At 68.4% G+C, this 25,075-nt stretch carries 25 protein-coding genes; 13 read left to right on the top strand and 12 right to left on the bottom strand.

Annotated elements, in window-relative coordinates:
* Positions 1–246 precede the first annotated feature (246 nt).
* The 4 genes from ABD260_RS33100 to icmB form a co-directional block, all read right to left on the bottom strand.
* The gene (locus tag ABD260_RS33100; RefSeq protein ID WP_344240075.1) at positions 247–1,107 is read right to left on the bottom strand and encodes a carbohydrate ABC transporter permease; all 861 of its coding nucleotides are present in this window, start codon (positions 1,105–1,107) and stop codon (positions 247–249) included.
* Positions 1,107–2,168 carry a carbohydrate ABC transporter permease gene (locus ABD260_RS33105; RefSeq protein WP_344240077.1) on the bottom strand — a complete coding sequence of 354 codons (1,062 nt, stop codon included), beginning with the start codon at positions 2,166–2,168 and terminating at the stop codon, positions 1,107–1,109. The genes ABD260_RS33100 and ABD260_RS33105 overlap by 1 nt, the downstream gene beginning before the upstream one ends.
* 95 nt (positions 2,169–2,263) lie before the next feature.
* Positions 2,264–3,547, bottom strand: a complete 1,284-nt coding sequence (locus ABD260_RS33110; protein ID WP_344240079.1) for an ABC transporter substrate-binding protein — start codon at positions 3,545–3,547, stop codon at positions 2,264–2,266.
* 359 nt (positions 3,548–3,906) lie between these two features.
* Positions 3,907–4,320: a coenzyme B12-dependent isobutyryl CoA mutase small subunit gene (gene icmB / locus ABD260_RS33115; protein WP_344240081.1), complete on the bottom strand. Its 414-nt coding sequence runs from the start codon at positions 4,318–4,320 to the stop codon at positions 3,907–3,909.
* A gap of 136 nt (positions 4,321–4,456) precedes the next feature.
* Between icmB and ABD260_RS33120 the strand changes: the two genes are divergently transcribed.
* From ABD260_RS33120 to ABD260_RS33130, 3 genes are all read left to right on the top strand, one after another.
* The gene (locus tag ABD260_RS33120; protein WP_344240083.1) at positions 4,457–5,311 is read left to right on the top strand and encodes an esterase/lipase family protein; all 855 of its coding nucleotides are present in this window, start codon (positions 4,457–4,459) and stop codon (positions 5,309–5,311) included.
* 198 nt (positions 5,312–5,509) lie between these two features.
* Complete coding sequence (locus tag ABD260_RS33125; protein WP_344240085.1) at positions 5,510–6,418, top strand: M23 family metallopeptidase; 909 nt, start codon at positions 5,510–5,512, stop codon at positions 6,416–6,418.
* 32 nt (positions 6,419–6,450) lie between these two features.
* The gene (locus ABD260_RS33130; protein ID WP_344240087.1) at positions 6,451–6,966 is read left to right on the top strand and encodes a DUF6886 family protein; all 516 of its coding nucleotides are present in this window, start codon (positions 6,451–6,453) and stop codon (positions 6,964–6,966) included.
* Here the strand turns inward: ABD260_RS33130 and ABD260_RS33135 are convergent.
* From ABD260_RS33135 to ABD260_RS33150, 4 genes are all read right to left on the bottom strand, one after another.
* Positions 6,963–7,526 carry a hypothetical protein gene (locus tag ABD260_RS33135; protein WP_344240089.1) on the bottom strand — a complete coding sequence of 188 codons (564 nt, stop codon included), beginning with the start codon at positions 7,524–7,526 and terminating at the stop codon, positions 6,963–6,965. The two genes, ABD260_RS33130 and ABD260_RS33135, sit on opposite strands and share 4 nt — an antisense overlap.
* 117 nt (positions 7,527–7,643) lie before the next feature.
* Complete coding sequence (gene pcrA / locus ABD260_RS33140) at positions 7,644–9,980, bottom strand: DNA helicase PcrA (RefSeq protein ID WP_344240091.1); 2,337 nt, start codon at positions 9,978–9,980, stop codon at positions 7,644–7,646.
* A gap of 31 nt (positions 9,981–10,011) precedes the next feature.
* Positions 10,012–10,593, bottom strand: coding sequence for a TetR/AcrR family transcriptional regulator (locus ABD260_RS33145; protein WP_344240093.1), 582 nt, complete (start codon positions 10,591–10,593; stop codon positions 10,012–10,014).
* Positions 10,594–11,682: an acyltransferase family protein gene (locus tag ABD260_RS33150; protein WP_344240095.1), complete on the bottom strand. Its 1,089-nt coding sequence runs from the start codon at positions 11,680–11,682 to the stop codon at positions 10,594–10,596.
* Between the two features lie 116 nt (positions 11,683–11,798).
* Between ABD260_RS33150 and ABD260_RS33155 the strand changes: the two genes are divergently transcribed.
* On the top strand, positions 11,799–12,392 hold the full coding sequence (locus ABD260_RS33155) for a ClpP family protease (protein ID WP_344240097.1): 594 nt from the start codon (positions 11,799–11,801) through the stop codon (positions 12,390–12,392).
* Positions 12,389–12,997, top strand: coding sequence for a ClpP family protease (locus ABD260_RS33160; protein ID WP_344240099.1), 609 nt, complete (start codon positions 12,389–12,391; stop codon positions 12,995–12,997). The genes ABD260_RS33155 and ABD260_RS33160 overlap by 4 nt, the downstream gene beginning before the upstream one ends.
* Here ABD260_RS33160 and ABD260_RS33165 read toward each other — a convergent pair.
* Positions 12,994–14,064, bottom strand: coding sequence for a serine hydrolase domain-containing protein (locus tag ABD260_RS33165; RefSeq protein WP_344240101.1), 1,071 nt, complete (start codon positions 14,062–14,064; stop codon positions 12,994–12,996). The genes ABD260_RS33160 and ABD260_RS33165 overlap by 4 nt on opposite strands.
* A gap of 63 nt (positions 14,065–14,127) precedes the next feature.
* Here ABD260_RS33165 and ABD260_RS33170 point away from each other — a divergent pair, with 63 nt between their 5' ends.
* From ABD260_RS33170 to ABD260_RS33185, 4 genes are all read left to right on the top strand, one after another.
* Entirely contained in the window at positions 14,128–14,856 is a 729-nt protein-coding gene (locus tag ABD260_RS33170) for a PIG-L deacetylase family protein (RefSeq protein WP_344240103.1), read from the top strand.
* Positions 14,857–14,899: 43 nt separating this feature from the next.
* A complete protein-coding gene (locus tag ABD260_RS33175; protein WP_344240105.1) occupies positions 14,900–15,631 on the top strand; it encodes an alpha/beta fold hydrolase in 732 nt (243 codons plus the stop codon).
* Between the two features lie 71 nt (positions 15,632–15,702).
* Entirely contained in the window at positions 15,703–17,052 is a 1,350-nt protein-coding gene (locus ABD260_RS33180; RefSeq protein WP_344240107.1) for a MurT ligase domain-containing protein, read from the top strand.
* Positions 17,049–17,834: a type 1 glutamine amidotransferase gene (locus ABD260_RS33185; protein WP_344240109.1), complete on the top strand. Its 786-nt coding sequence runs from the start codon at positions 17,049–17,051 to the stop codon at positions 17,832–17,834. The genes ABD260_RS33180 and ABD260_RS33185 overlap by 4 nt, the downstream gene beginning before the upstream one ends.
* A gap of 97 nt (positions 17,835–17,931) precedes the next feature.
* Here the strand turns inward: ABD260_RS33185 and ABD260_RS33190 are convergent, their stop codons facing one another.
* From ABD260_RS33190 to ABD260_RS33200, 3 genes are all read right to left on the bottom strand, one after another.
* Positions 17,932–19,254 (bottom strand): C1 family peptidase, encoded by a 1,323-nt coding sequence (locus ABD260_RS33190; protein WP_344240111.1) that lies wholly within the window; start codon positions 19,252–19,254, stop codon positions 17,932–17,934.
* A gap of 123 nt (positions 19,255–19,377) precedes the next feature.
* Positions 19,378–20,019, bottom strand: coding sequence for a response regulator (locus tag ABD260_RS33195; protein WP_344240113.1), 642 nt, complete (start codon positions 20,017–20,019; stop codon positions 19,378–19,380).
* Positions 20,016–21,638: a PspC domain-containing protein gene (locus ABD260_RS33200; RefSeq protein ID WP_344240115.1), complete on the bottom strand. Its 1,623-nt coding sequence runs from the start codon at positions 21,636–21,638 to the stop codon at positions 20,016–20,018. Before ABD260_RS33200 ends, ABD260_RS33195 begins: the two co-directional genes overlap by 4 nt.
* Before the next feature lie 217 nt (positions 21,639–21,855).
* On the opposite strand from ABD260_RS33200, the gene ABD260_RS33205 reads away from it, so the two are divergent.
* From ABD260_RS33205 to ABD260_RS33220, 4 genes are all read left to right on the top strand, one after another.
* A complete protein-coding gene (locus ABD260_RS33205) occupies positions 21,856–23,325 on the top strand; it encodes a PspC domain-containing protein (protein WP_344240117.1) in 1,470 nt (489 codons plus the stop codon).
* Complete coding sequence (locus ABD260_RS33210; protein WP_344240119.1) at positions 23,322–23,516, top strand: hypothetical protein; 195 nt, start codon at positions 23,322–23,324, stop codon at positions 23,514–23,516. The genes ABD260_RS33205 and ABD260_RS33210 overlap by 4 nt, the downstream gene beginning before the upstream one ends.
* Positions 23,517–23,686: 170 nt before the next feature.
* A complete protein-coding gene (locus ABD260_RS33215; protein WP_344240121.1) occupies positions 23,687–24,826 on the top strand; it encodes a Cmx/CmrA family chloramphenicol efflux MFS transporter in 1,140 nt (379 codons plus the stop codon).
* 27 nt (positions 24,827–24,853) lie between these two features.
* Positions 24,854–25,063: a cold-shock protein gene (locus tag ABD260_RS33220; protein ID WP_344240123.1), complete on the top strand. Its 210-nt coding sequence runs from the start codon at positions 24,854–24,856 to the stop codon at positions 25,061–25,063.
* Positions 25,064–25,075: the final 12 nt, after the last annotated feature.

A 25,075-nucleotide genomic window follows, 5' to 3' on the forward strand; every position in this document is an offset into this window, starting at 1 on the left:
AGAACGGCCGGGGCAGTTGCCCCGGCCGTTCTGTTTGTCACCTGAACCTGCTAACTGAACCTGCCAACTGAACCTGCTACCGGAACCGCAAGCTGTCCTCGCGGTCTCTCCGGTCCCGTTCCCGGTCCTCGCGGTCTCGGCGGTCGCGGTCTTCGCGGTCGCGGCGGTCCCGGTCGGCCTGGGCCCGGCGGTCGCGATCTTCACGATCGCGCCGGGCCCGGTCTTCCGCCTTGCGGCGGAACAGGCTCACTTCACGCCACCCGCCGTCAGGCCGGCCACGATCCGGCGCTGGAACAGCAGCACCGCGATCACCAGCGGGATCGTGACCACCACACCGGCGGCCATCTGGCTGCCGAACGGCTGGTCCCGGCCGGTTGTTCCGGTGAACTGCGAGACGATCACGTTCGCGGTCTGGATCGACTTCTTGTTCGTCATGCTCAGCGCGATCAGGAACTCGTTCCAGGCCGCGATGAAGGTGATGATCGCGGTGGTGAACACACCGGGCGCCGCCAGCGGGATGATGACCTTGCGGAACGCCTGAGCCGGCGTACAGCCGTCCACCATCGCCGCCTGTTCGAGTTCCTGCGGCATTTGCCGGAAGAACGCGGTCAGGTTCCACACCGCCAGTGGCAGCGCGAACGACAAGCTCGGCACGATCATCGCCTGGTACGTGTTGATCCACTTGATGTCGACGAACAGCTTCAGCAGCGGGACGACCAGCGAGATGCCGGGGAACATCGAGGTGGTGATGATGATCGCCAGCACCAGGTTCTTGCCCTTGAAGTCCAGCCGGGCCAGCGTGTACGCCGCCACCATGCCGATGATCAGCGTCAGGATCGTCACCGACCCGGCCACGATCAGGCTGTTCAGCAGACCGCGGCCGAAACCGTTGCCGGCGCTGAACACGTCCTTGAAGTTCTGGATCGAGAACGGTGCCGGGATGATCCCGTTCGAGAACTGGTCGGACGGCCGGCGGAACGCCGACACCACCATCCAGTAGAACGGCGCCAGGCAGTACACCACGATCACGATGATGCCCAGCAACGGCAGCCAGCGCTTCAGGGCGGCGTTCTCACCGGCCCGGACCTGCGGAATGTCGGCGGCCATCAGATGTTCCTCCCAGATCCGGATGCGGCACCGGCGGTGACCGCGGCGCTCGCGGATGCCTTCACCGCATCCGACCGCTTCCAGCGGCCGCCGCCCTTGCGGCCACCGGGCTTCTTCGCCCGGGCCTCACCGATCACGTCGGCGCCGAGAATCTTCACGAACAGGTACGCGACCACGGCGATGTAGACGAACAGCACTGTCGCGTACGCCGCCGCCGGCCCGAATCTGGTGTTGAAGGCTTCGTCGTACGCCAGCATCGACAGCGTCTCGACCGAGTCCTTGTGCGGGCCGACCAGCACGAACGGCAGGTCGAAGATCCGCAGCGTGTCGAGGATCCGGAACAGCACCGCGACCAGCAGGGCCGGCTTGACCAGCGGCATCGTGATCCGGGTGAACGTCTTCCAGGCGTTGGCACCGTCGACCTTCGCGGCCTCGTAGACCTCGGCCGGGATGGTCTGCAGCCCGGCCAGGACCAGGAGGCCGATGAACGGTGCGGTCTTCCAGGTGTCGGCCAGGATCACCGACATTTTCGACTGCCAGCCCTCGGTCGACCACAGCACCTGGGTGCCGAGCAGGGCGTTCGCGACACCGTCGGCCTGGAAGATCCACTTCCACAGCAGCGCCGAGATGACGGTCGGGATCGCCCATGGGACCAGGATGCTGGCCCGGACGATGCCGCGGCCCTTGAAGGCCTTGTGCATGATCAGCGCCATCGCGACCCCGAGCACGGTTTCGAGGACGACACAGATCACGGTGAAGAAGGTCGTGTTGTAGAAGGCGTTCCAGAACCGGGTTCCGGTCTCGCCACGGAAGATGTCGGCGTAGTTCTGCAGCCCGACGAACGTTTCGCCCTTGACCACGAACCCGTTCGCATCGAGGTGCTGGCCGCTGGTGAACAGCGACTCGCGCAGCGCCGAGATGATCGGGAAGAGCACCACGACGCCGAGCACCAGCAGGGTGGGGGAAAGCAGGGTCGCGGCCAGCCGGCCGGTCCCCTCGTCGAACCGTTGCTTCCGCTTCGGTTCCGTCGCCGGCGCGGTAACCGGCGTTGTTGCAGTCACCTGAGACTCCTTTGCTCCCCGGGGGAACCCGGGCAGGGACTGGCCGGGGCCGGTGCGTGGCGACCAACTCACCACTCACCGGCCCCGGCACTCGATCATTGCGTGATGAGCGACTGCAGCTTCGTCTGCAGGTCGGACAACGCCTGGTCAGGCTGCGTCTTCCCACTCAGGGAGTCGTACGCGGCCTGCTGGATCGCAGCCGTCACATCGCCGTACTTGACCACCCGCGGCCGTGGCTTGGCGTTCTGGATCGACGCCTTCAGCGGGGCGAGGTACGGGAACTGCTTGTTCAGGCCCGGGTCGTCGTACAGCGAGGCCCAGGTCGGCGCCTGCGAGGTCTTCTCGACGTTCGCCTTCTGCCGCTCTTCGCTGGCCATGAAGTTGATGAAGTCGATCGCGGTCGCCTTGTTCTTGGCGAACGAGCTGATCGCGTAGTCGTGCCCACCGAGCGAGGAGACGCCCGGACCGGTCTTGCCCGGCAGCGGCGCGACCGCGAACTTGCCGGCCACCTTGGAGGAGCCGTCGGTCTTGTTCGCCAGCGCGTACACGTACGGCCAGTTGCGCAGGAAGACCAGCTTGCCGTCCTGGAACGCGCGCCGGCTCTCCTCTTCCTTGTAGGTGATCGCGGCCTTCGGGATGACGCCGGTCTTGAAGTCGTTGACCAGCTCCTCGAGGCCGGCCTTCGCCTCCGGGGTGTTGACGTTCGGCTTGCCGTCCTTGCCGACGATCTCACCGCCGGCCGAGTTGACCGCCTCGGAGAAGTTCACCGTCAGGCCTTCGTACTTCTCGAACTGACCCGAGTAGCAGCTCATGCCCTTGGCGGCCGGCAGCGCCAGCACCTTGGTGCAGGCGGCCTTCATCTCGTCCCAGGTCTTCGGCGCCTCGGTCACCCCGGCCTGCTTGAGCAGGTCGTTGCGGTAGTAGAGCAGGCCACCGTCCGACGTCATCGGCACCGCGTACAGCTTGTCGCGGTACTTGGCCGTCTCGACCGTTGCCGGCAGCAACTTGCCGAGGTCCGGCACCTTGTCCTCGGGGATCTGGGTGATCCACTGGTTGGCCGCGAACTCCGACGTCCAGACCACGTCCATCACCAGGACGCTGTACGAGTCCGACTGGGCCTGGGCGTTCTGGACCATCTGCTGCCGCTGCGCGTCGGCGTCCTCCGGCAGCTCCTTCAGCTCCACCTTCTCGTTCGGGTGCGCCGCGTTCCAGGCGTTCAGCTGGTTCTGCAGGTTCCCGGAGGTGTCCTTGCCGCTGGCAAGCGTGATCGGCCCCCGGCCGTCCAGCGAAGCGGCCGAGCTGCCCCCACTGCTGCTGCTTCCGTTGTCGCCACTACCACACGCGGTGGCGAGCAGCGCGAGGCTGCCTGCCACGGCCACGAAGGCCGTCCTGCGTGCGTGGGATCGTTCAAACCTCATCGTTCTACCTGCCCTCTCCGATGGGACATCCCTTGGGTCCTGCGTACACGGGGTCACAGTCCCCCACCGCGCTGCGATCCGCACTGTCCGGACAGTAACCGAGAACCGGCCGATGTGTTCTGAGCCACACACGCCGACCTCGATCTGTACCGCACAGCCGCATGGCTGTATGCCACCGCGTTTGGGAACCCCCCACAACCGGGCATTTCCTAACGATTCGGTATTACTGATTAGTAACGTATCTGAAACGGGCAGGTGTGTTCAGATCCGTTCGAATCGCCCCGAGCGGGGACGAATCGATCAGGCCCCAGAAGAATCGCTCAGGCCGCGGAGGTGTCGCCGACGTGGCCGCGGACCCACTCGACGATCTCGGTGGTGGTCGCGCCCGGGGTGAAGATCTTGTCCACGCCGAGCTCGGCCAGCGGCTCCAGGTCGGCGTCCGGGATGATGCCGCCGCCGAACACCACGATGTCCTCGGCCTCCCGCTCGGTCAGCAGCTCGCGGACCCGCTTGAACAGGGTCATGTGCGCGCCGGACAGCACCGACAGGCCGATCGCGTCCGCGTCCTCGGCGATCGCGGTCTCGACGATCTGCTCCGGGGTCTGGTGCAGGCCGGTGTAGATGACCTCCATCCCGGCGTCCCGCAACGCCCGGGCGACCACCTTGGCACCCCGGTCGTGACCGTCCAGACCGGGCTTGGCGACGACGACGCGCAACGGGCTCGTAGCAGGCATATCCGCAGGCTAACCGCTCCACTCGGCACGGATAAGACACGAAGCAGTGTGTTCCCCCACACGCCGGATGGGAACCGGTTACCGTGAGAGCAGAGATCGGACCACCGGGGGGTCTGGTTTTGTGAGGAGGCGGCCCATGGGCAGCTGGCAGGACGACCTCCGCGGCGCGCTGGACGGACTCGCGTACGGCGCCCGCTCCGCCTTCACGCCGAGCGTGCTGCAGGGTGCGGCCGTCGAGCTCGGCTGGCTGACCACCCACCTGGCCATGTACCCGCTCGGCGTCGTCAATCGCGCCGGCGGAGCGTTGCCGGCCCGGCTGAACCTGGCCGGACTCGGTCCCGCGCAGCGCGGTCTACTGGTCAGCAACGTCCGCGCCGCCGGTACGCCGATCCTGCTCGCGCACGGGATCATCGACAACCACACGATCTTCGCGCTGCTCCGCCGGCACCTGGTCCGGCGCGGCTTCGGCAGCATCCACACGTTCTCGTACTCCCCGTTGACCCTGGACGTACGAAGTACCGCCGAGCGGATGGGCCGTGAGATCGAGGCGATCTGCGAAGAGTCCGGATCGGAGCAGATCCATGTCATCGGGCACAGCCTGGGCGGACTGATCGCGCGGTACTACGTGCAGCGACTGGGCGGTGACGCCCGCGTACACACCTGCCTCACGCTCGGTACGCCACACCAAGGCACCGTGGCGGCCAAACTGCTGCCGTGGCCACTGGTGAAGCAGGTCCGGCCGGACAGCGACCTGATGACCGAACTGGCCGAGCCGGCGCCGGATTGCCGGACCAGGTTCGTCGCGTACTACAGCGACGTCGACCAGCTGATCGTGCCGCAACGGCGGGGCCGCATCCGGCACCCCGATCTGGTCGCGAGTAATGTGCGGGTGCACGGCGTGGGCCACCTGTCCCTGCCGTTCCACAGCGAGGTCGTGCACGGGATCACCGGCGTACTGACCGAGCCGGACGACCAGCCCAAAACTGCCTGAACTGGAAGCTTTCTGGGCTCTTCGAGCAGATGCACGTGCAGGCGCGCATGCAAAAGTTTCGTGAAGTAGGCCCGAAAAAGTGGGTGGCGGGGTTTGTCACCCCGTGACCCTTCCGTTATGGTCTGTGAGTCCTCCCGGGGAGCAACACCTCCGAGAGGGCGGACTTAAGCCCCTCCCCTGTGACCGAAAGGCCACGTTGTGTCCCAGCACCGTGCCGCGGGCGACCGCGTCACGCCCGGCAACGCTGCGCGCAAACCCGGCGCAGGACGTCATAGTGCCAAGCATCGCGTCGCCAGGCGTAACACCCCGAGCAGTACCCAGATCGTCGGACTGACCGCCGCGCTCGCCGCGGCCGCCGGAGCTGTCGGCTTCAGCCACAGCTCGCTGGCGTCACCGACCCAGGCCAACACCGCGGTCAACCTCGCGGCGCTCAGCCTGGACACCGGTCAGCAGCTGTCCGGCATCACCACTGCACGCATCCAGGCGCGCCAGCTCGCCACCCGTGACTCCTCCCGGGTTCAGCTGGCCGACCCGACGAACGCAGGCAAGAAGCAGGCCGCGGCGAACAAGCTGGCCACCCAGCGGGCCGTGAAGCTCGCCGCCACCCAGACGCAGACCGCCAAGCAGGCGAACGCGCTGAAGCTCGCGAAGGCCAAGGCCGACCTGGCCGAGAAGAAGGCCCGCGAGTCGGCCACCCGCTGCCAGATCATGCTCACCGGCTACCACATCACCGCGACCTTCGGTCAGGGCGGCAGCCGCTGGGCCCACCAGCACACCGGGCTCGACTTCGCCGCGCCGGTCGGTACGAAGATCGGCTCCGTGATGAAGGGCGTGGTGATCTTCGCCGACTGGGCCGGTCCGTACGGCCGCCAGGTCCAGGTCCGGCACGAGGACGGCACCGTCACCTGGTACAACCACATGTCGAAGTTCAGCGTGTCGGTCGGCGAGACCGTGTACGCGGGTGACCAGGTCGGCGCGGTCGGGATGACCGGCAACACCACCGGCCCGCACCTGCACTTCGAGGTCCGCCCCGGCGGCGGCGACCCGATCGACCCGGCACCGTGGCTCCGCAACCACTGCGGCCTGGACCCGTACACCGCCGGCTGATCACCACCGGCTGATCCACTAAGCTCCACCGCATGCGACCGGCGGCGGGTGAAGTGCTGCACTTCTCCGAAGACCCGGCCATCGAGGTCTTCCACCCACGCCTCGCCAAACCCGAGCACCCCACCGCGTACGTCTGGGCGGTCGGCTACGACCGCGCCCCGGACTACTGGTTCCCGAGGCAGTGCCCCCGCGCAATGGCGTGGGTCGGCCCCTCCACCACTCCCGAAGACCGCGACCGCATCATCGGCGCCGGCTCCGGCACCCGCGTACACGCCGTCGAGTACGGCTGGCTGGATACGATGCGGTCAGTCGAGCTGTACGCCTACCGGCTTTCCGCGGACGCCTTCACGCAGCATGACGCCGCGATGGTCAGCACCGCCGTCGTACGCCCGCTGAGCCCGGCCGAGCGGGTCGGCGACCTGTTCGCGCTGCACGATGACGCCGGGATTCAGTTGCGGGTGTTGCCGCGGCTGCACGACTTCTGGGCCGAGGCTACGGCCAGCACGCTTGAGTGGAGTGCGATCCGGCTGCGGAACGCGCTGCCCTAGCGCTGCCAGACCTCGGCCGTGGTGAGGAAGGCTGAGGAGCCGGGGCGGTCCGGGGAGCCGTCGACCTGGACGAAGCCGGGGACGGACGCGCCGCCGATCGAGACCGTTGCGGAGCGGACCGGGGCGATCACCAGGCTGAGGCTGTGGTTGCCGTCGGCAAGCTGGAAGTTGTCGGTCGCGAACAGCCGCCGGTCGAGGACGCCGCTCATCTCGATCTGGATGTCGGCCGCCTTCGCGCTCAACCCGTCGGCCAGGTTCATCGAGACCTGGACCAGGTCCCGCTCGACGGCCGGCTCGTGCCACGGCAGGCCCTGCACCTCGAGGAACGAGCGGACGAAGTACCGCTCCAGCCAGGCGGCCAGGTCAACGTCCTCGGACACCACCCGGACGATCCCGTCGAACCACAGCACCACCGCCGTACCGGCCCCACGGACGGACCAGTCGACCATCCAGATCGACGCGTACGCGGTCACCTTGCCGCGCTCGTCGAACAGCCGCAGCCCAGGATTGGCACCCGCCAAAATGATCCGGCGGTGACTTGCCGAGGACTTGGTGGGCATGGGAGGAAGCTTCCGGGAAGGGGCCGAAGAGGTTCGATTGTCTCAATCTCCGGCCCAGACGCAACGTCAACTGTCCAAAACTTGACAAATCTCTCGGCAAATCGTCGTTTGAGGACGTCAGATCTTCTCCACCGGTGCATACCGGAGCAGCAGCCGTTTCACGCCCTCTGAGCCGAAATCGATGTCGGCCTGGGCCTGTTGCCCCTCGCCCCGAACCACCACGACGGTGCCCATCCCGAAGCTGTCGTGGACCACGCGGTCGCCTGGATTCAGGTTGATCACTGCCTTGTCCGTGCTGGTCCGGCGGGACGGCTCGTACCGGCTGGGGATGCCACTGCCGCGCGTCGTGCCGCCTCCGCTGCTCGTCCCGGTCCCCGACCAGCGGGTGATCGCGGACTCGTCGCGGCGCCAGTCGAGCAGCTCGGCCGGGAGCTCCTCCAGGAACCGCGACGGCGGATTGTGCTGCGGCGCGCCGTACGCGGACCGGACCGCGGCGCGGGAGATCGCCAGCCGCTCGCGGGCACGGGTGATCCCGACGTACGCGAGCCGGCGCTCTTCCTCGAGCTCCTTCAGGTCGGTCAGCGACCGGGAGTGCGGGAAGACGCCGTCCTCCATCCCGGTCAAGAACACCACCGGGAACTCCAGGCCCTTCGCGGTGTGCAGTGTCATCAGCGTGACCACGCCACCGTCGTCGGCCGCGTCCGGGATCTGGTCCGCGTCCGCTACCAGCGCGACCCGCTCCAGGAACGCCTGCAGATCGGCCGGCTCACCGGCGGCGGTCCGCTCCTCGACGAACTCCCGGGCGACCGAGATGAACTCGTCCAGGTTCTCCAGGCGGGTCTCGTCCTGCGGGTCGGGCGACTTCTGCAAGGTCTCGTAGTACCCGGAGCGGTGCAGCGCGACGTCCAGGATGTCGTCCGGCGGCGCGCCCGAGTCGACCATCGCGGTCAGCTCGTCGAGGATGTCGACGAAGGCCTGGACCGCGTTCACCGAGCGGGACGCCATCGCCGGCGCGTCCTCGGCCCGGCGCATCGCGGCCGCGAAAGAGATCCGGTCCCGGGACGCCAGCGCCTCGATCGCCGCCTCGGCCCGGTCGCCGATGCCACGCTTCGGCTCGTTCATGATCCGGCGCAGCGAGACGGTGTCCTCCGGGTTCACCAGCACCCGCAGGTACGCGAGCGCGTCGCGGACCTCCTTGCGCTCGTAGAACCGGACGCCACCGACCACCTTGTACGGATGGCCGGTCCGGATGAACACTTCTTCGAACACCCGGGACTGCGCGTTGGTCCGGTAGAACACCGCCACGTCCGACGGCTTCACCGAGTCCGCGTCGGCCAGCCGGTCGATCTCGTCCGCGACGAACTGGGCCTCGTCGTGCTCGTTGTCGGCGACGTACACCGCGATCTGCTCGCCCTGCCCCTGGTCGGACCAGAGGTTCTTCGCCATCCGGCCTTCGTTCCGGGCGATCACCGCGTTGGCGGCGGTCAGGATCGTCTGGGTGGAGCGGTAGTTCTGCTCCAGCAGGATCGTCTCGGCGCCGGCGAAGTCCTCCTCGAAGGCGAGGATGTTCCGGATCGTGGCGCCGCGGAACGCGTAGATCGACTGGTCCGAGTCGCCGACCACCATCAGCTCGGCGGGTGGCGCGGTCGGTCCGTTGTAGTCGGAAGGATCTTCACCACACAGCTCACGGATCAGCGTGTACTGGGCGTGGTTCGTGTCCTGGTACTCGTCGACGAGCACGTGGCGGAAGCGGCGCCGGTAGTACTCACGCACTTCCGGGAACGCCTGCAGCAGGTTGACCGTCGTCATCAGCAGGTCGTCGAAGTCCAGTGCGTTCGCCTGGGCGAGCCGCTCCTGGTAGATCCGGTAACACTCCGCGTACGTCTGCTCGAGGTGGTTCTCGGCCTTCGCGGTCGCCGCCTCGTGGTCGATCAGCTCGTTCTTCTGGGTGCTGATCCAGTTCAGGACGGCGCGCGGGTTGTACCGCTTGACGTCCAGGTCGAGCTCGCGGCAGACCAGGGTCATCAGCCGGCGCGAGTCGGTGTCGTCGTAGATCGAGAACGTGGAGCTGATCCCGAAGCGCTTGATGTCGCGGCGCAGGATGCGTACGCACGAGGAGTGGAAGGTCGAGACCCACATCAGCTTCGCCCGCGGCCCGACCAGGTCCACCACCCGCTCGCGCATCTCCGCGGCGGCCTTGTTGGTGAACGTGATCGCCAGGATCGATCCCGGATGCACGTCCCGGGCCGACAGCAGGTAGGCGATCCGGCGGGTCAGCACCCGGGTCTTGCCGGAGCCCGCGCCGGCGACCACCAGCAGCGGTTTGCCCGCGTGCACCACGGCCGCGCGCTGCTGCGGATTCAGCCCCTCGAGCAGGGCATCCGGGTCGGGCCGGGACGTCTTCGGCTCCTCCAGCGGCACTGGGAGCTCATCAGGCGAAAACAGCGTAGTCATCACTCAACACCTTAGGCGCTCCCGCCGACAGTTACCGAAACCCGAGCAGCCCCTTGCCGATCAGGCGCTGATTCGCGGCACTTCGTTCGGCCAGCGGACCGGGCCCGAACACCGGAACGTCCAGCGTCGCCGCCAGCACCGGTTCGAGCAGCATCGGCCCGAGGATCAGGAACAGCGCCTGGTACGGGGCCCAGCGCGCTTCCGCTTCATCAATCGGCTCGGTACGCAATGCGTCCAGGTGCCGGCGAGCGCCCTCCAGCAGCTGCCGGAACACAGCGATCCCGGCCGGACCGCCCTCCAGCAGCACTCTGCGCAGGTAATTCCGCCGCAGCTCGTCCGAGCCGAACAGCCGCGCCGTGACCTGCCCGAGCGCGGACAGGTCATCGGCGTCGAGCTTGGCCAGGCCTTCGTCGAAGGTGTTCAGCAGGTCCTCGTCGACAGCGGCCCGCAGCCCGTCCTTGGAGCCGTAGTGGTGCCGCAGCAACGCGTGCGACACCCCCGCCTCGGTGGCGATCGCGCGCGTCGACGTCGCCTCGAACCCGTGCTCGGCGAACAACTTCAGCGCCGCCAGCCGCAGCCGCGCCCGCGCGGTCAGATCGGACGATCCTGCCATTCAGGCTCCTACCCAGGCTCGGAGGTACGGGACGCGGCGCAGCCCGGCCGCCAGGGCAAAGCTGACCGGCAACGCGACCGCACCGACCAGCAGGAACTTCACCAGCGGCGCGGCGGCCAGGTCGCGGACGAGCAACTGCAGTACGACCACCACCGGCACGTGCACGATATACACGGTGAACGACACCGCGCCCAGCCGGGCCAGCAACGCCTGCGGCCGATTCGCGTACTCGCGGAACAGCACCACCAGCCCGACGCACAACGTCACGCACATCGCGCTCTCGACCGTCGACCACACCAACGAACGCACGCCCGTACCGCCTGGTGCATAAACGCGCGACAACGCCGGCCAGGCCGCGTACTGCGCAATCGCCAGCGCACCGCCGATCGCCAAGCAGGTGTACCCGACGCGCCGCGTGATGCCCGTGAGCCAGCCGTACCGGTACGCAAGCAGTCCCGCGACGAACAACCCACCGTACTGGACCAGGTCGGACGGCTCGGCCTGGATGAACTCGAGGATGCCGATCCAGGTGTCGACGGGCCACTTGATCCGGATCGCGTACGTCCCGAGCGCGATGACCGCGGTGAAACCGGCGATCGTCACACCACTGAGGCGCCGTGATTCCTGGACGACCGGCCGGCGCTGGATCAGGGTGCGCCAGGCGGCGTACAGGATCGCGTACACCAGCAAGTGCTGGAGGAACCAGAGATGGGCGAAGGAGAACTCCGGATAGACGCCGTACGTCCGGTGGTGCAGGTACATGAGCAGCGGGACGATCGCCGCGACACCGAACAGGAACGGGGCGCCGACCCGGCGGAAGCGGTCGAGCAGGAACCGGCGGCCGCCCTTCCGTTCGTACGACCGGGGCAGCAGGTACGCCGAGATCGCGAAGAACAGGCTCATGAAGAACGCGCCGTTCACCACAGTGAAGCGCTCCAGCGGCTGCCAGCGGTCGGTCCCTTGCACGTACCACCAATCCGGCGGCCCGTACGGCTGCGCGACGTGATGCAGCACCACCAAGACCACCAGGCCGAGCTTGAGGTGGTTCAGGTAGTGAAGCTGTCCAGTTGGATTATTAGCTGTCCACATGGACAGCATCCTACAAACGAAAGCGCCCTGACCCAACCGAGCGGCTTCGCTCTGGGCAGAGTTGCCGTCAGCAGAAAAGCTGGGACGGAGCGTCCGGCCCGGTCAGGGTTGATCACATGGCAGAAGACATCAAACCGCCGATGTTCAACGAGACCGCGCGGCAGCGGTTGCTCGGGCAGCGGATCGTGGTGCTGGACGGAGCCCTCGACGACGACAACGGGACCTTGCTGGCCACCCAGATCCTGGCCCTGGCGGCCGAGGACCCGGACACCGACATCGCCTTCTGGATTCACTCCCCCGGCGGCTCGGTGCCGTCGATGCTGGCCATCCGGGACGTGATGCGGCTGGTGCCGTGCGACGTGTCGACGCTGGCGATCGGGCTGGCCTGCAGCGCCGGTCAGTTCCTGCTCTCCGCGGGGACGCCGGGCAAGCGGTTCGCGCTCCGGCACGCCCGGATACTGATGCACCAGGGTTCGGCCGGGATCGGCGGCTCCGCGGCCGAGATCGAGATCCAGGCGAACGACCTGCGGCAGATCCGCGACACCGTGCTCGGGCTGATCGCCGCGGACACCGGGCAGCCGTTCGACGTCGTGCACGAGGACTCGCTGCACGATCACTGGTACACCGCCGACGAGGCCCGGGAGTACGGCTTCATCGACCACATCGTCGAGTCGTTCGACCAGGTGATGCCCAGGAGGACCGCCGCATGAGCAGCTACACCATCCCGAACGTGATCGCCCAGCATCCGCGCGGTGAGCGGATCATGGACGTGTACTCGCATCTCCTCAGCGAGCGGATCATCTACCTCGGTACCGCGATCGACGCCGGGGTCGCGAACGCGCTGATCGCCCAGCTGCTGCACCTCGAGGTGGACAAGCCCGATCAGGAGATCAACCTGTACATCAACTGCGAGGGCGGCGACATGACCGCGATGCTCGCGATCTACGACACCATGCAGTACATCCAGTCGCCGGTCGCGACGTTCTGCGTCGGGCAGGCGATCTCGGCCGGCGCGGTGCTGCTGGCCGGTGGCGCGGAGGGGCGGCGGGCCGTACTGCCGCACGCGCGGGTCGTCCTGCACCAGCCGGCCGCCCGCGGCCAGGGCACCATCCCGGACCTGATCCTGCAGGCCGACGAGGTGGTCCGCGTTCGCAGTCAGGTCGAGTCGATCCTGGCCCGGCACACCGGCCAGACGATCGAGCAGCTCCGGCACGACACCGACCGCGACCACGTCCTGACCGCCGACGGCGCGAAGGCGTACGGCCTGGTCGACCACGTCATCACGGAACGGGTGCCACTCCCGGCGCTCGCCTAGGTAACGGCTCCGAGGATCTGGTCCGCCACAGCTGCGTGGTGGGCCAGTTTCACGTCGGGGCGGCCGACCCGGTTCGTCAGGTACGCGTAGGCGATCTGCCGGTCCGGGTCGGCCCAGCCGATGCAGCAGTTGCTGCCGTTGTGGCCGAACGTCCGCGGGCTGCTGAGCGCACCGAGCGGCGTGTGCGCGCCTTCCAGCCAGCGCGGACCGCCGAGCTGGAAGCCCTGCGACCACCGGATCGGAGCCTTCGCGGTCCGGTCCAGCTCGCCTTCGCTGCTCGGCTCCACCGCGATCGCCAGCGTCTCCGGATCGAGCAACGCACCGACCAGCAGCCCTTGGTAGAAGGTGGCGAGATCCCGCGCCGTCGTCGAGATCCCAGCCGCCGGTACGACGGCCGCGCGCGTACTCCGCCGGTTCAGCACCGACTGCACAACGGGTCCGACCGCACCGGCGGCCTTGATCGGTACATGCCGGTTCCACTGTTCCGCGGGCAGTCCGAGGTAGGTGTCGTCGAGACCGAGCGGTTCGAGCACCCCACGCCGTACCAGCTCCTCGATCGGGTGACCGCTGCAGCGCCGCGCGACCTCGGCGAGGACGAACCCGAACGCCAGCGGGCTGTACGCGACGGTCTCGAGCGGCCAGCGTGGTTTGGCGTCCTCGATCCGGCGCAGCGCCCGCGCCCAGTCGGTCATCGCGCGGGCCTCGCCGATGAACGAGCCGGCGTTCGACAGCCCGGACCGGTGCCGCAACATGTGCCGGACGGTGATCTCCCGCTTGCCGTTCTGCCCGAACTCCGGCCAGTACGCGGCGACCGCGTCGTCCAGGTGCAGCCGCCCGGCCTCGACCAGCTGGTGGATCACGATCGCGACGAACGGTTTGCTCGCGGAGAAGAGCCAGAACAGCGCGCTCGGCTCACACCCGAAGGACAGGTCGACGACCACGCGCCCGTTCCGGACCACGCACAACTGCGCGACCGCGCCCCGCGCCCGCACCAGCTCGACCGCGGCGGCCAGCCCCGCCGGGTCGAACCCGGCCTCCCCCGGCTCGCACGTACCACCGAACTCCATGACCTCCACTGTGCCCTCCGCGGCAAACGGTTGGGGCGCGGGGCGAGGCGCTAGTGTCGAACAGTGAGTGTTCCTGAGGCCAGGCCGCGGCCTGACGACGAGGTCGAGCGGGTACTGGCGGTGGTCGCGCATCCGGACGACATCGACTTCGGCGGCGCCGGATCGATCGCATTGTGGACCAAGGCCGGAATCGAGGTGCACTACTGCATCGTCACGGACGGTCAAGCCGGCGGATTCGAACCGGATCGCGACCGGGCCGAGATCCCGGCCGTTCGGCGCGCCGAGCAGACCGCCGCGGCGCGCCACGTCGGCGTCCACGACCTGCACTTTCTCGGCTACCAGGACGGTGCGGTCGAGGCGACGCCACAGCTGGTCCGCGAGCTCAGCCGGCTGATCCGCAAGGTCCGCCCACAACGTCTGCTCAGCCAGTCGCCCGAGCGCTGGTGGTCACGGCTGCAGGTCTCCCACCCGGATCATCTGGCCGCTGCCGAGGCGACCGTGCGCGCGTTCTACCCGGCGGCCGGCAACCCGTACGCGTACCCGGATCTTGCCGAGGAAGCCTGGGATGTCGGCGAGCTGTGGATGATGGAGCACCCGGAGAGCAACCACTCCGTCGACATCACCGACACCTTCGACCAGAAGCTGGCCGCGCTCAGGTCGCACGCCAGCCAGCATCGCGATCCCGACGGACTCGCGGCCGGCATGCGTGCCTACTCCGCCGAGCTCGCTGCCGCGGCCGGCTTCCCGGCGAATCACTACGCCGAGTCGTTCACGGTGATCCGGCTCGGCTGACAATTGCTTTGCTTCGGTCGCCGGGAGCAGTCAGGGTGCGGGCATGACGATTTCTCATGCGGTGGTTGGGGACGGTCCGGACGTACTGCTGGTGCACGCCGGCGTGGCGGATGCGCGAATGTGGTCGCGCTTGGTGGATGAGCTCAAGGGCGGCCATCGGGTGATCACAGTGGATCTGCGCGGCTACGGAGAGACACCGCTGGAAGCTGGTGCGGACTATTCCGACGCTGGTGATTTGCTTGCCGTACTGGACGAGGTCGGTGCGTCCGCGGTCACCGCAGTGGGCGCCTCGTACGGCGGGTACGTGGTCCAGCAGGCGGCGAGCCGCGACCCGGAGCGATTCACCCGGTTGGTGCTGCTGTGCGCACCGACCGACAACGTGGAACCCGACGAGGACCTCCGTGCGTTGTGGGCCGAGGAGGAGCGGCTCATCGAGGCTGACGACATCGCCGGTGCGACGGAGCTGACCGTACGCAACTGGATCGGCCCCGAAGCCGACGACGACGCCCGTGAGCTCCTCCGGGCCATGCAGCAGCGCGCGTTCGACCTGCAGCTCGCGGCCGGTGAGGTGGACAACGAGGAGTACGCCGTCGAGCCGGAGAAGATCACCGCACCGGTCCGGTTGATCACCGGCGGCCACGACTACCGGTTCTTCGCCGACAGCGCCGACTACCTGGCCGAGCGGCTGCCGAACGCCGAGCGTGTCCAGCTCGACTGGGCCGGCCACCTGCCGACGCTCGAACGCCCTTCCGAAGCATTGAAACTTATTTCCTGAGTATTGCCTGAGCATTTGCCGAGCTGAGCGGACGCTGAGTTTCTGTTGACCAGCGGTCTTACAATTTTTCTATGCGCGAAACGGCCGCGATTGCTGTCGCCCGGGGCACCGCCACGCTCAGCCGCCGGCTCGGCCGCGGCGGCCAGGTGCTGCCCGGCGCGATCGTCGGCAAAATCGCGCCGGAATTACCCCGGAAATTAGCAGCCGAATTACCGCACGGCTGCATTCTGGTGACCGGCACGAATGGCAAGACGACGACCACGAAGCTGATCGTCGCGGCGCTCCGCCGCAGCGGCGAAACGGTCGTCACGAATGCCAGCGGTGCGAACCTGCCGGGCGGCGTCGTCTCTGCGCTGGTCTCGGCGGCCGATCTGCGTGGACGGACCGGCGCGACGATCGGCGTGTTCGAGGTCGACGAGGCAAGCTTGCGCATGGTCGGCGCGGTGTTGCAGCCAAGGCACATCGTGGTGCTGAACATTTTCCGCGATCAGCTCGATCGGTACGGCGAGGTGGACACGACCGCGAGGTTGCTGGCGGAAGGCATTGCGACGACGGACGCGCGGTTGTATCTGAACGCGGATGACGCGCGGGTCGCGAGTTTGGCCGGAGCGACGACTTCGGGGCAGGTCAGCTATTTCGGGATCGACCAGTTGCCGGCCGAACTGACCGCGGAGTGGACGGCGGCGGATTCCGATCGCTGCCCGAAGTGTGGCGAGCGCTTGCGGTTCGCCCGGGTCTTCTACAGCCATCTCGGTCATTACACCTGCCCGAACGGCGATTTCGCGCGGCCCGAGCCGGACGTTGCCGTCACCGGCGTTTCCCAGGCGGACCTGGACGGGACCGAGTTCAGCGTGACCGCGGGCGGTTCGGTGCGGCGGATGCGGTACGGGTTGTCGGGGACGTACAACCTCTACAACGCGCTCGCGGCCGTCGGGCTGGCGACCGGGCTCGGGCTCGATCCCGCGGTGACGGCGGAGGCGGTGCGGACGACCGAGGCCGCGTTCGGGCGGGTGGAGAAGACCGAGCTGCAGGGCCGGACGCTGTGGTTGCTGCTGATCAAGAACCCGGCCGGGTTCGCGCAGGTGCTGGACACCTTTCTCGTCGGGCGGTCGCATCCGCGGGTGCTGATCGCGGTCAACGATCTGCCGGCCGACGGGCGGGACGTTTCATGGCTGTGGGACGTACCGCTGGACGGGTTGACGCGCGGCGGGCCGGAGGTGGTCACGGCCGGGACGCGGGCGGCGGAGATGGCGCTGCGGCTGCACTACGCCGGGACGGAAGCAGCGGTGGCGTCGAGCGTCGACGACGGGATCACCCGATTGCTGGCCGGCGTACCGCGGGGCGGCGACGCGTACATCCTGCCGACGTACACGGCAATGCTGCAGATCCGGAAAGCGCTCCGGCGACGGGTGGACCGATGAGAACGGTACGGGTGGCGCACCTTTATCCGCGGGACCTGAATGTGTACGGGGACCTGGGGAATGTGATCACGCTGGTGAAAAGACTGGAATGGCGTGGATACCGGGCCGAAGTGTTACCGGTCGAACCGGGCCGGGCTTTCGATTTCTCCGGCATTGATCTGGTCTTCGGTGGCGGTGGGCAGAATTCCGGGCAACTGGCCTGTGCCGAAGATTTGTTGCGGTACCGGGATGAATTGTGCAAGATGTCCGCCGCCGGGGTGCCGATGTTGCTGATTTGTGGGAGTTATCAGCTGTTCGGGCGGGAATTTGTCGATCCGGCCGGGCGGCGGCTGCCGGGGCTGGGGATTTTCCGGGCCGGTACCACCGCGAGCCGGGAGCGGATGATCGGGAACATCGTGATCGACAGTCCGTTCGGGCAGCTGGTGGGGTTCGAGAATCACTCCGGCCGGACGGTGCTGGAGGCCGGGCAGGATGCGCTGGGGACGGTCCGGCAGGGTTTCGGGAACAACGGCGGGACCGGGGATGAGGGGGCGGTGGCCGGGAACACGGTCGGTACGTACCTGCATGGGCCGGTGTTGCCGAAGAATCCGGTGCTTGCGGATCATCTGCTGCGGTGTGCGTTGCGGCGGCGGTACGGGGTGGAGGAGCTGGAGCCGCTGGATGACGAGCTCGCTGTGCGCGCGGCCCAGGTCGCGGCGGATCGTCCGCAGGGCCGGAAGATCGTCCTCCGGCCCCGGCGCCGCCGTTTCCACCGCGTCGCCGCCGCTATCCGCAGCCTCTGAGCACGGCATCGCCGGGGTGCGGCCGGGGCGGGTGCGCGGTCCCGTGACATGACACGTCCCGGGAGCCGGCTTCGGTTCCCGGGACGTGGCGGGTGGATCAGTGCGCGAGGGCGCCCATCGGGTCCCAGGCGGGCAGGACGATCGGCTCGTCGTTCAGCCGGGCCTGCAGCTCGGCCGGCAGCGCCGAGCGGCGGACGGCGATCTCGAAGACGTGCTCGCCGTACCAGGAGTCGTTCATGGTCCAGAAACCGCTGTCGGCCTTCTCGTCGCCCCAGCTGTTCTCGACCCGCCAGCGGCGCGGCTTGCCGTCGACCACGTCGACGCCGGTGAACAGCATCGCGTGCGTCATCAGGGTCTCGTGGTGGATCAGCCGCTCGGCCTTGTCGAGAGTGAACTCGGTGTCGTACACAGCCTCGTAGTCGTACAGCTTGGCGTCCCAGAAGCCGAGCTCGAGGTTCATCTGCTTGCCGACGTCGCACCCGAACCAGACCGGCTCGCCGCCGACGATCGCGTCCTGGGTGAGCTGCTTCATCAGGTCGATCTCGACGTTCAGGTACACCACCGGCGGCGCGTCGATGACGTTGCCGAGGAAGTCGACGGTGAACGTCTTGCCGACCGGGCTGGTCGGCCGCGGGTCGTGCACCACGCACACGTACTCGTCCACCGGCAGCTGCACGTACTCCGCGGCGAACTCGGTCGGCGTGGTCCAGCCGTCGCGGTGGAAGCCCTTGTCGGTGTCCTTCCACTGCCAGAGGAACTTCTGCGGCGGCGTCCCGAGGTGAATGCTCAGTGCCCGGTGCACGCCGACCAGGATCTCCCGCTTGCGCTCGCGGCGCGCCTCGGCGCCGTCCAGCGCGCGCAGGTCCCGAGCGCCCTGCCGGAGCAGCTTGCGCAGCACGTCGTTCAGCTGGCCGGTCGACGACGAGCTCTCCGTCTCCGGCATCGCCGACTTCGGCACCAGACCGTGCTTCCGGACCAGCGCGACGAACATGTTCCACTGCCCGCCGTCACCGATCGGGTCGGACAGCAGATGCGCGACCGTCCGGTCGTCGGCGTCCCGGTCCGCGGTCTCGATGATCGCCTCGAGGAAGAAGTTCGACCGCTCGAACTTGTCCCAGAACAGCAGGTAGTTCTGCGAGAACTCGAAGTCCTTGACCCCGAGCTTCTCCGCGGCACCGGCCCGGAGCAGGTTCAGCCCGGCGAACAGCCAGCACCGGCCGCTCTTCTTCTGATTGGTGACCTTCCAGTCGTCGAGCAGGTTCGAGACCGAATGATCCATCGACGTGACCACCTGGCGGTCCAGCGCGATGCTGTTCACCGGGGTCTGCGTGACGGCGTTCTGCATCACCCGGTACTGCGGGTTCGACGCGAACTCCTTCTCGAACAGGGCAAGCTGGTCGGCAGTAAGATTCCGCTCCATAAGAGTCGACGGTATAACAGCCACCAAGCCTGGACCGCCGTCACGGGGTGGCGAATCCATGCCCTGGCCGAAACGCGCCACAGTCGAACGCTTGCACCACCGGCCGGCCGGCTCGACCAGTGGCTAGACCAGTCGGCGGTCGGTCGCCCAGCGGGTCAGTTCGTGCCGGTTGGACAGCTGCAGTTTGCGCAGTACCGAAGAGACGTGCGTCTCAACGGTCTTCACCGAGATGAACAGCTCGCGGGCCACTTCCTTGTACGCGTAACCGCGGGCGATCAGCCGGAGCACCTCGCGCTCCCGCTGGGACAACCGGTCCAGGTCCTCGTCCACCGACGCGATGTCGATCGCGCCGGAGAACGCGTCCAGCACGAAACCGGCCAGCCGCGGCGAGAACACCGCGTCGCCGTCGGCCACCCGGTTGATCGCGTCGACCAGTTCCGTACCGGAGATGTTCTTGGTCACATAGCCCCGGGCGCCGGCCCGGATCACGCCGATCACGTCCTCGGCCGCGTCCGACACCGACAGCGCCAGGAACTTGATGTCCGGGTGCCGCTGGTGCACCTGCTTCATCACCTCGGTGCCGCCACCGCCGGGCAGATGGACATCCAGCAGCACGACGTCCGGTTCGCTCGCGACGATCGCCTTCACCGCGGTGTCGACGTCCGAGCCCTCCCCGACGATGTCGACCGCGGTGCCGATCTCGCTGCGTACCCCGGCCCGGAACATGTCGTGATCGTCGATGACGACAACGCGCCTGCTGCTCATCTGTCCATCTCCAGTCGCACTTCGGTCCCTGTTTCCGGATCGGACCGCACCGTCGCGCGGCCGCCGTGCCGTTCCATTCTGCCCATCACACTGTGCCGCAGGCCGAGCCGGTCGTCCGGGACGTCGTCCACCACGAAGCCCTTGCCCCGGTCCCGGACGAACATCTCCACCCGGTCGCCGTCCACCTCGACGAACACGTCGATCTTCGCAGCTCCGGAGTGTTTCGCCGCATTCACCATCGACTCCCGCGCGGCCCGGACCATCGACGCCAGCTGTTCGGTGAGGTCGCAGTCGCCGACCGTGACCACCTCGATCGGTACGCCGTGCGAGTCCTCGACCTCGGCGGCGGCCTGCTTCGCGGCGCCGGCGATGGTCTGGTCCGCGTCGTGCTCCTCGTCGTACAGCCAGGACCGCAGCTCGCGTTCCTGCGAGCGGGCCAGCCGGGCGACCGCCTTCGGGTCGTCGGCCTGCTTCTGGATCAGCGCCAGCGTCTGCAGCACCGAGTCGTGCAGGTGCGCGGCCATGTCGGCGCGCTCCTGGGAGCGGACCCGCTCGGCCCGCTCGGAGTTCAGGTCACGGGTCAGCCGGTGCACCCACGGGCCGGCGATCACGCCGATCCCGACCACGGCGAGCAGCAGCGCGATCAGTACGTCGCCGACCATCGAGAGCCGGCCGTTCTGGACCAGGAACAAGGTCACCGCGGTACCGATCAGGACCAGCCCGACGGCGATCCGGACCAGCGACTTCCAGCCGCCCTTGCCGAGCACCAGGCCGAGGATCGGTACCCGGATGTCCTGCGCCCACTTGTCCTTCTGGTTCTCGTCCGCCTGCCGCCAGATCAGCGCCAGACCGGCCGCGGCGAACACCAGCGGCCAGAACAGCTTGCCGGCGATGCCGAACCCGGCGACCTGGAGCAGCAACAGCACACCGATACCGATGGCCACCAGCGCGGGCAGCTGGCCGCGGCTCTTCTCCCGCTTCCGCTGCTTCGCCTCGGCCACCGGTGGCGGCGGCTCATCGGAGCGCAGTCCGCTGCGGGTGTGCGCGGCCAGGCCGGGCGCGCTCGGCAGGGTCTCCGGCGCGAGCGGCATCAGGAACCAGAGCGCGGCATAGATCAGGACGCCGAACCCGCCGAAGACGGTGGTGGCGATCAGTACCAGCCGGACGATCGTGTCCGAGACGCCGAGGTGATCCGCGATGCCACCGGCGACACCGGCGACGACGCGGCCTTCAGTACGCCGGTAGGCCCGGCGCGGACCGTCGGTGTGCGGGCGCGGCGGTAGCGCGGACTGCCCCACGCCCAGGAACGGCTGGCCGTAGATGGGTCCGCCGGGGCCACCGGGCGCACCTGGTGGCGTACCTGGCTGAGCGCCCTTTTGGCCGGCCATCCGCGCGGCATAGGCGGCGTACGGGCCTTGGTACTGCCTCGGGCCTTGTGGTCCCCAGCCCTTGAACCGCCATTGGTCCTGGCTCTGGTCCTGCTGCTGGTTCTGGTCCTGGTGCTGGCCGGCGTTTTGCGCGGCGCTCTGGCCGGGCGCCTGGTTCTGGGCAGGCGTCGGCTCGGGGCGGCCTCCGCTCGTGGCGGGGCCGCCCGGCGGCGCTGCTGCTGGCTGGCTCATCACCACGATCGTCACATGTGGACCGGCCGGACACCAGCAGGCTTGTCCCCGGCCGCCTCCTCAGCACCGGCGCGGCCCGCTCAGGGTCCGCTCGGGGAGAACCCCGAACCCCAGCTCGACGACCCGGCCGCTGGCCCGGTCAGGTGACCGGACTCCGGGGCGCCTCAGGGGGTATCCCCGATGTGATCAGGGCCGGTACCGAGCGACCATCGGTGACATGGACCAGAACCAGAGTGGACCCACGGGGTTCGACCGCAACGGTCTGCAGAACCCGCAGAGCTGGCGGCGCAGCCGTTCGGACCGGTGGCTCGCCGGCGTATGCGGCGGTATCGGCCGCGCGCTGAACATCGACCCGGTCCTGGTCCGCGTCGTGATGGCCGTGCTGATCATCAGCGGGCCCGGTGTCATCTTCTACCTGGCCGCCTGGGTCCTGATGCCGGACGAGGGCAGCGACCGGTCCGCCGCGCAGGGCCTGCTGGGTGACCGGGTCCGCCCGGACCATCCGTGGCTGTGGCCGGTGGTGGTCGCCGTGTGCGTGTTCGCCGGGATCGCGATGATGTCCTCGTTCGACTCCGGCCGGCTGGTCCCGGGGCCGCTGATCGTGGTGGCGATCATCTGGCTGGTCGCCAAGCACCGCAAGGGCAACGGCAGCCGCTCGCAAGGCCAGAACTGGACCAACCAACCGGGCCAGCCCAACCAGCCCGGTCAGCCTGGTCAACCGGGTCAGTTCGGTCAGCCTGGTCAGTTCGGTCACCCCGGTCAGCCTGGTTCGCCCGGTCAGCCCGGCTTCCCCGGTCAGGCAGGTCAGGCCGGTTACCCCAGCCAGCCCGGGTACCCCAGTCAGTCCGGTTACGCCGGTCAGCCTGGGTACGGCGGGCAGCACGGCGCGGCGTACGCGTCGTCCCAGAACGGCCCGGCCGGTTCGCCGGCGGGCCCGTCGTCCTCGGCCACACAGCGACCCCAGGACCGCACCGTCGAACCGGTCCAGCCTGTCTGGACCGAGGACGACCCCCTCGGCCTGTACGTCGACGAGCCCCGCACCGCGCAGTCCGCGGCCGACCCGGTCGCCGCGCAGCCGGCCCAACCGCCGGCGAAGGGCGTTCGCGGCATCAAGTCGATCGTCGTCGTACTGACCGGCCTGGCCATCGGCATCGCCGCGCTCGCCGGTGCGCCGACCGCGACGATGCTGATCATCGGCCTGGCCACGCTGGGCGCCGGCATGCTGCTCGGTGGATTCGTCGGCCGCACGCTGGCCCTGCTCCCGCTGGGCATCCTGCTCGCGGTGGGCGCGGTCGCCAGCTCGGTGTTCCCCGGCGTACCCCGCAACTTCGCCGACACGAACTACGTGGCGCCGCTCGGGCAGACCATCACCGCGACCGGGACGAGCTACCAGTTCGACGCCGGTTCGGTGAAGCTCGACCTGACCAAGGCCACCTTCGCGCCCGGCGCCAAGGTCGAGGTGCACGGCGGGGTCGGCGAGGTCGTCGTCACGCTGCCGCCGAACGTCGACGTGAAGGGCGACCTGTCCGCCGAAATGGGCGACGTGGCCTTCCTGAACGAGAACCACAGCGGCCATAATGCCCAGCTGAAGCTCGACGACCTCGGCGCGGACGGCAAGCCCGGCCCGCAGCAGGTCACCCTCGATCTGAACCTCAGGGTGGGCGGTATCAAGGTGGTGCGCGGATGAGCCAGAACCAGAAGCAGAAGGCGCGGCCGGACGTGCCCGGTGTGGTTGCGGGGACGGTGCTGGCCGGAGGTGCCTCGATCTGGATGCTGACCGAGAACGGTGTCCTGCAGCCTGATGATCTGGGTGTGACCAGTGCGTTGCTGCTGGTCACGGCCGGTTTGCTGGGGCTGGCCGCGTCGCGGCGCGGGTAACTGAGTGGACCATCGCGGACAGCGCTCTCTAAGCTGAGCGCCATGTCCAGCCCGGAGGCGAACAGACCGTAACCACCGGTTGTTCCAGGTAACTACCCGGAACCGCCGGAGATGACTCACGGCAGGCGATCCGTCCTGCCGCCGTCTTCCTTTGGTTGCGGAGCTTCCTGATGCCATTCGTGCTGTATCTGCTTGGCCTGGCCGTGTTCGCCCAGGCAACGTCCGAGTTCATGCTGTCCGGGCTCGGCCCCGAAATCGCCCAGGACCTGGGCGTCTCGATCCCCACCACCGGCTGGCTGACGTCGGCCTTCGCGCTCGGCATGGTCGCCGGCGCCCCGGCCGTCGCCGTCCTCGGCGCCCGCTGGCCGCGGCGCCGGACCTTGCTGCTGACACTGACCGGTTTCCTCGCTGTTCACGTGGTCGGCGCGCTGACCACGAGTTTCACCGTGCTGCTGATCACGCGGGTCCTCGCCGCGCTCGCGAACGCGGGCTTCTTGGCGATCGCGCTCGCCACCGCCACCAGCCTGGTCCGCCCGGATGCCAAGGGTCGCGCGACGGCGGTCCTGCTGGGCGGTACGACCCTCGCCTGCATCGTCGGCGTACCGGTGGGTGCCCTGCTGGGCGGCACATTCGGCTGGCGGTCGGCGTTCTGGGCGGTCGCGATCATCTCGTTCCCGGCGCTGCTGGGCATTCTCCGCTCGGTGCCCGCCCGCAGTACGGGATCGGCCGCGGTGAACCATTTCCGCGTACGCCCGCGGCTGGCCGTACTTCTCCTGCTCGGTGCCCTCGTCAACGGCGCCACGTTCTGTTCGTTCACGTACCTCTCGCCGGTCGTCACCGAGGTGACTGGGCTGGGGTCCGGGTGGGTACCGGTGATGCTGGCGCTCTTCGGGATCGGATCGTTCATCGGCGTGACGGTGGCCGGGCGGTACGCGGACCGGCGTGATCACCGGCTGACGTTGGTTGCCGGAGGCATCTTGTTGCTCGGCTGGTGCGGCTTCGGCCTCGCCGCGCAGCAGGTCGTACCGACGGTGCTGTTCGTCCTTGTCCAGGGCCTGTTTTCGTTCGCGGTCGGGTCGACGTTGATCGCGTACGCGCTCTATGCCGGCGCCGCCGCACCGGTGCTGACCGGCGGTCTCGCCACCGCCGCACTGAACGTCGGCGCAGCGGCCGGACCACTGCTCGGCGGCCTCGCGATCGGCCTGTCCGGCTTCCGCGGACCACTGTGGGTCAGCGCCGCCCTGACCGGCACGGCGCTCTGCGTGGGAACCGTTTCGGTTAAACTTGTCGATCGCGAGGGGCCTGGGTGAAGCGGGTCCCGTGGTCTAGGAGTCTCGATGGTGCGCGGCACCGTGAAGTGGTTCAACGCCGACAAGGGGTACGGCTTCCTGGCTGTCGAGGGCGGCGCTGAGGTGGACGACGTGTTCGTGCACTGGAGCAAGATCGTCTCCGACGGGTACAAGACCCTCGAGGACGGCCAGCCGGTCGAGTTCCAGATCATCGACGGCCCCAAGGGCCGCGAGGCGGACGCGGTGACCCCGATCTGACGCAGCGGAGTA

The organism is Kribbella hippodromi, from assembly GCF_039531045.1.
Classification (GTDB): Bacteria; Actinomycetota; Actinomycetes; order Propionibacteriales; family Kribbellaceae; genus Kribbella; species Kribbella hippodromi.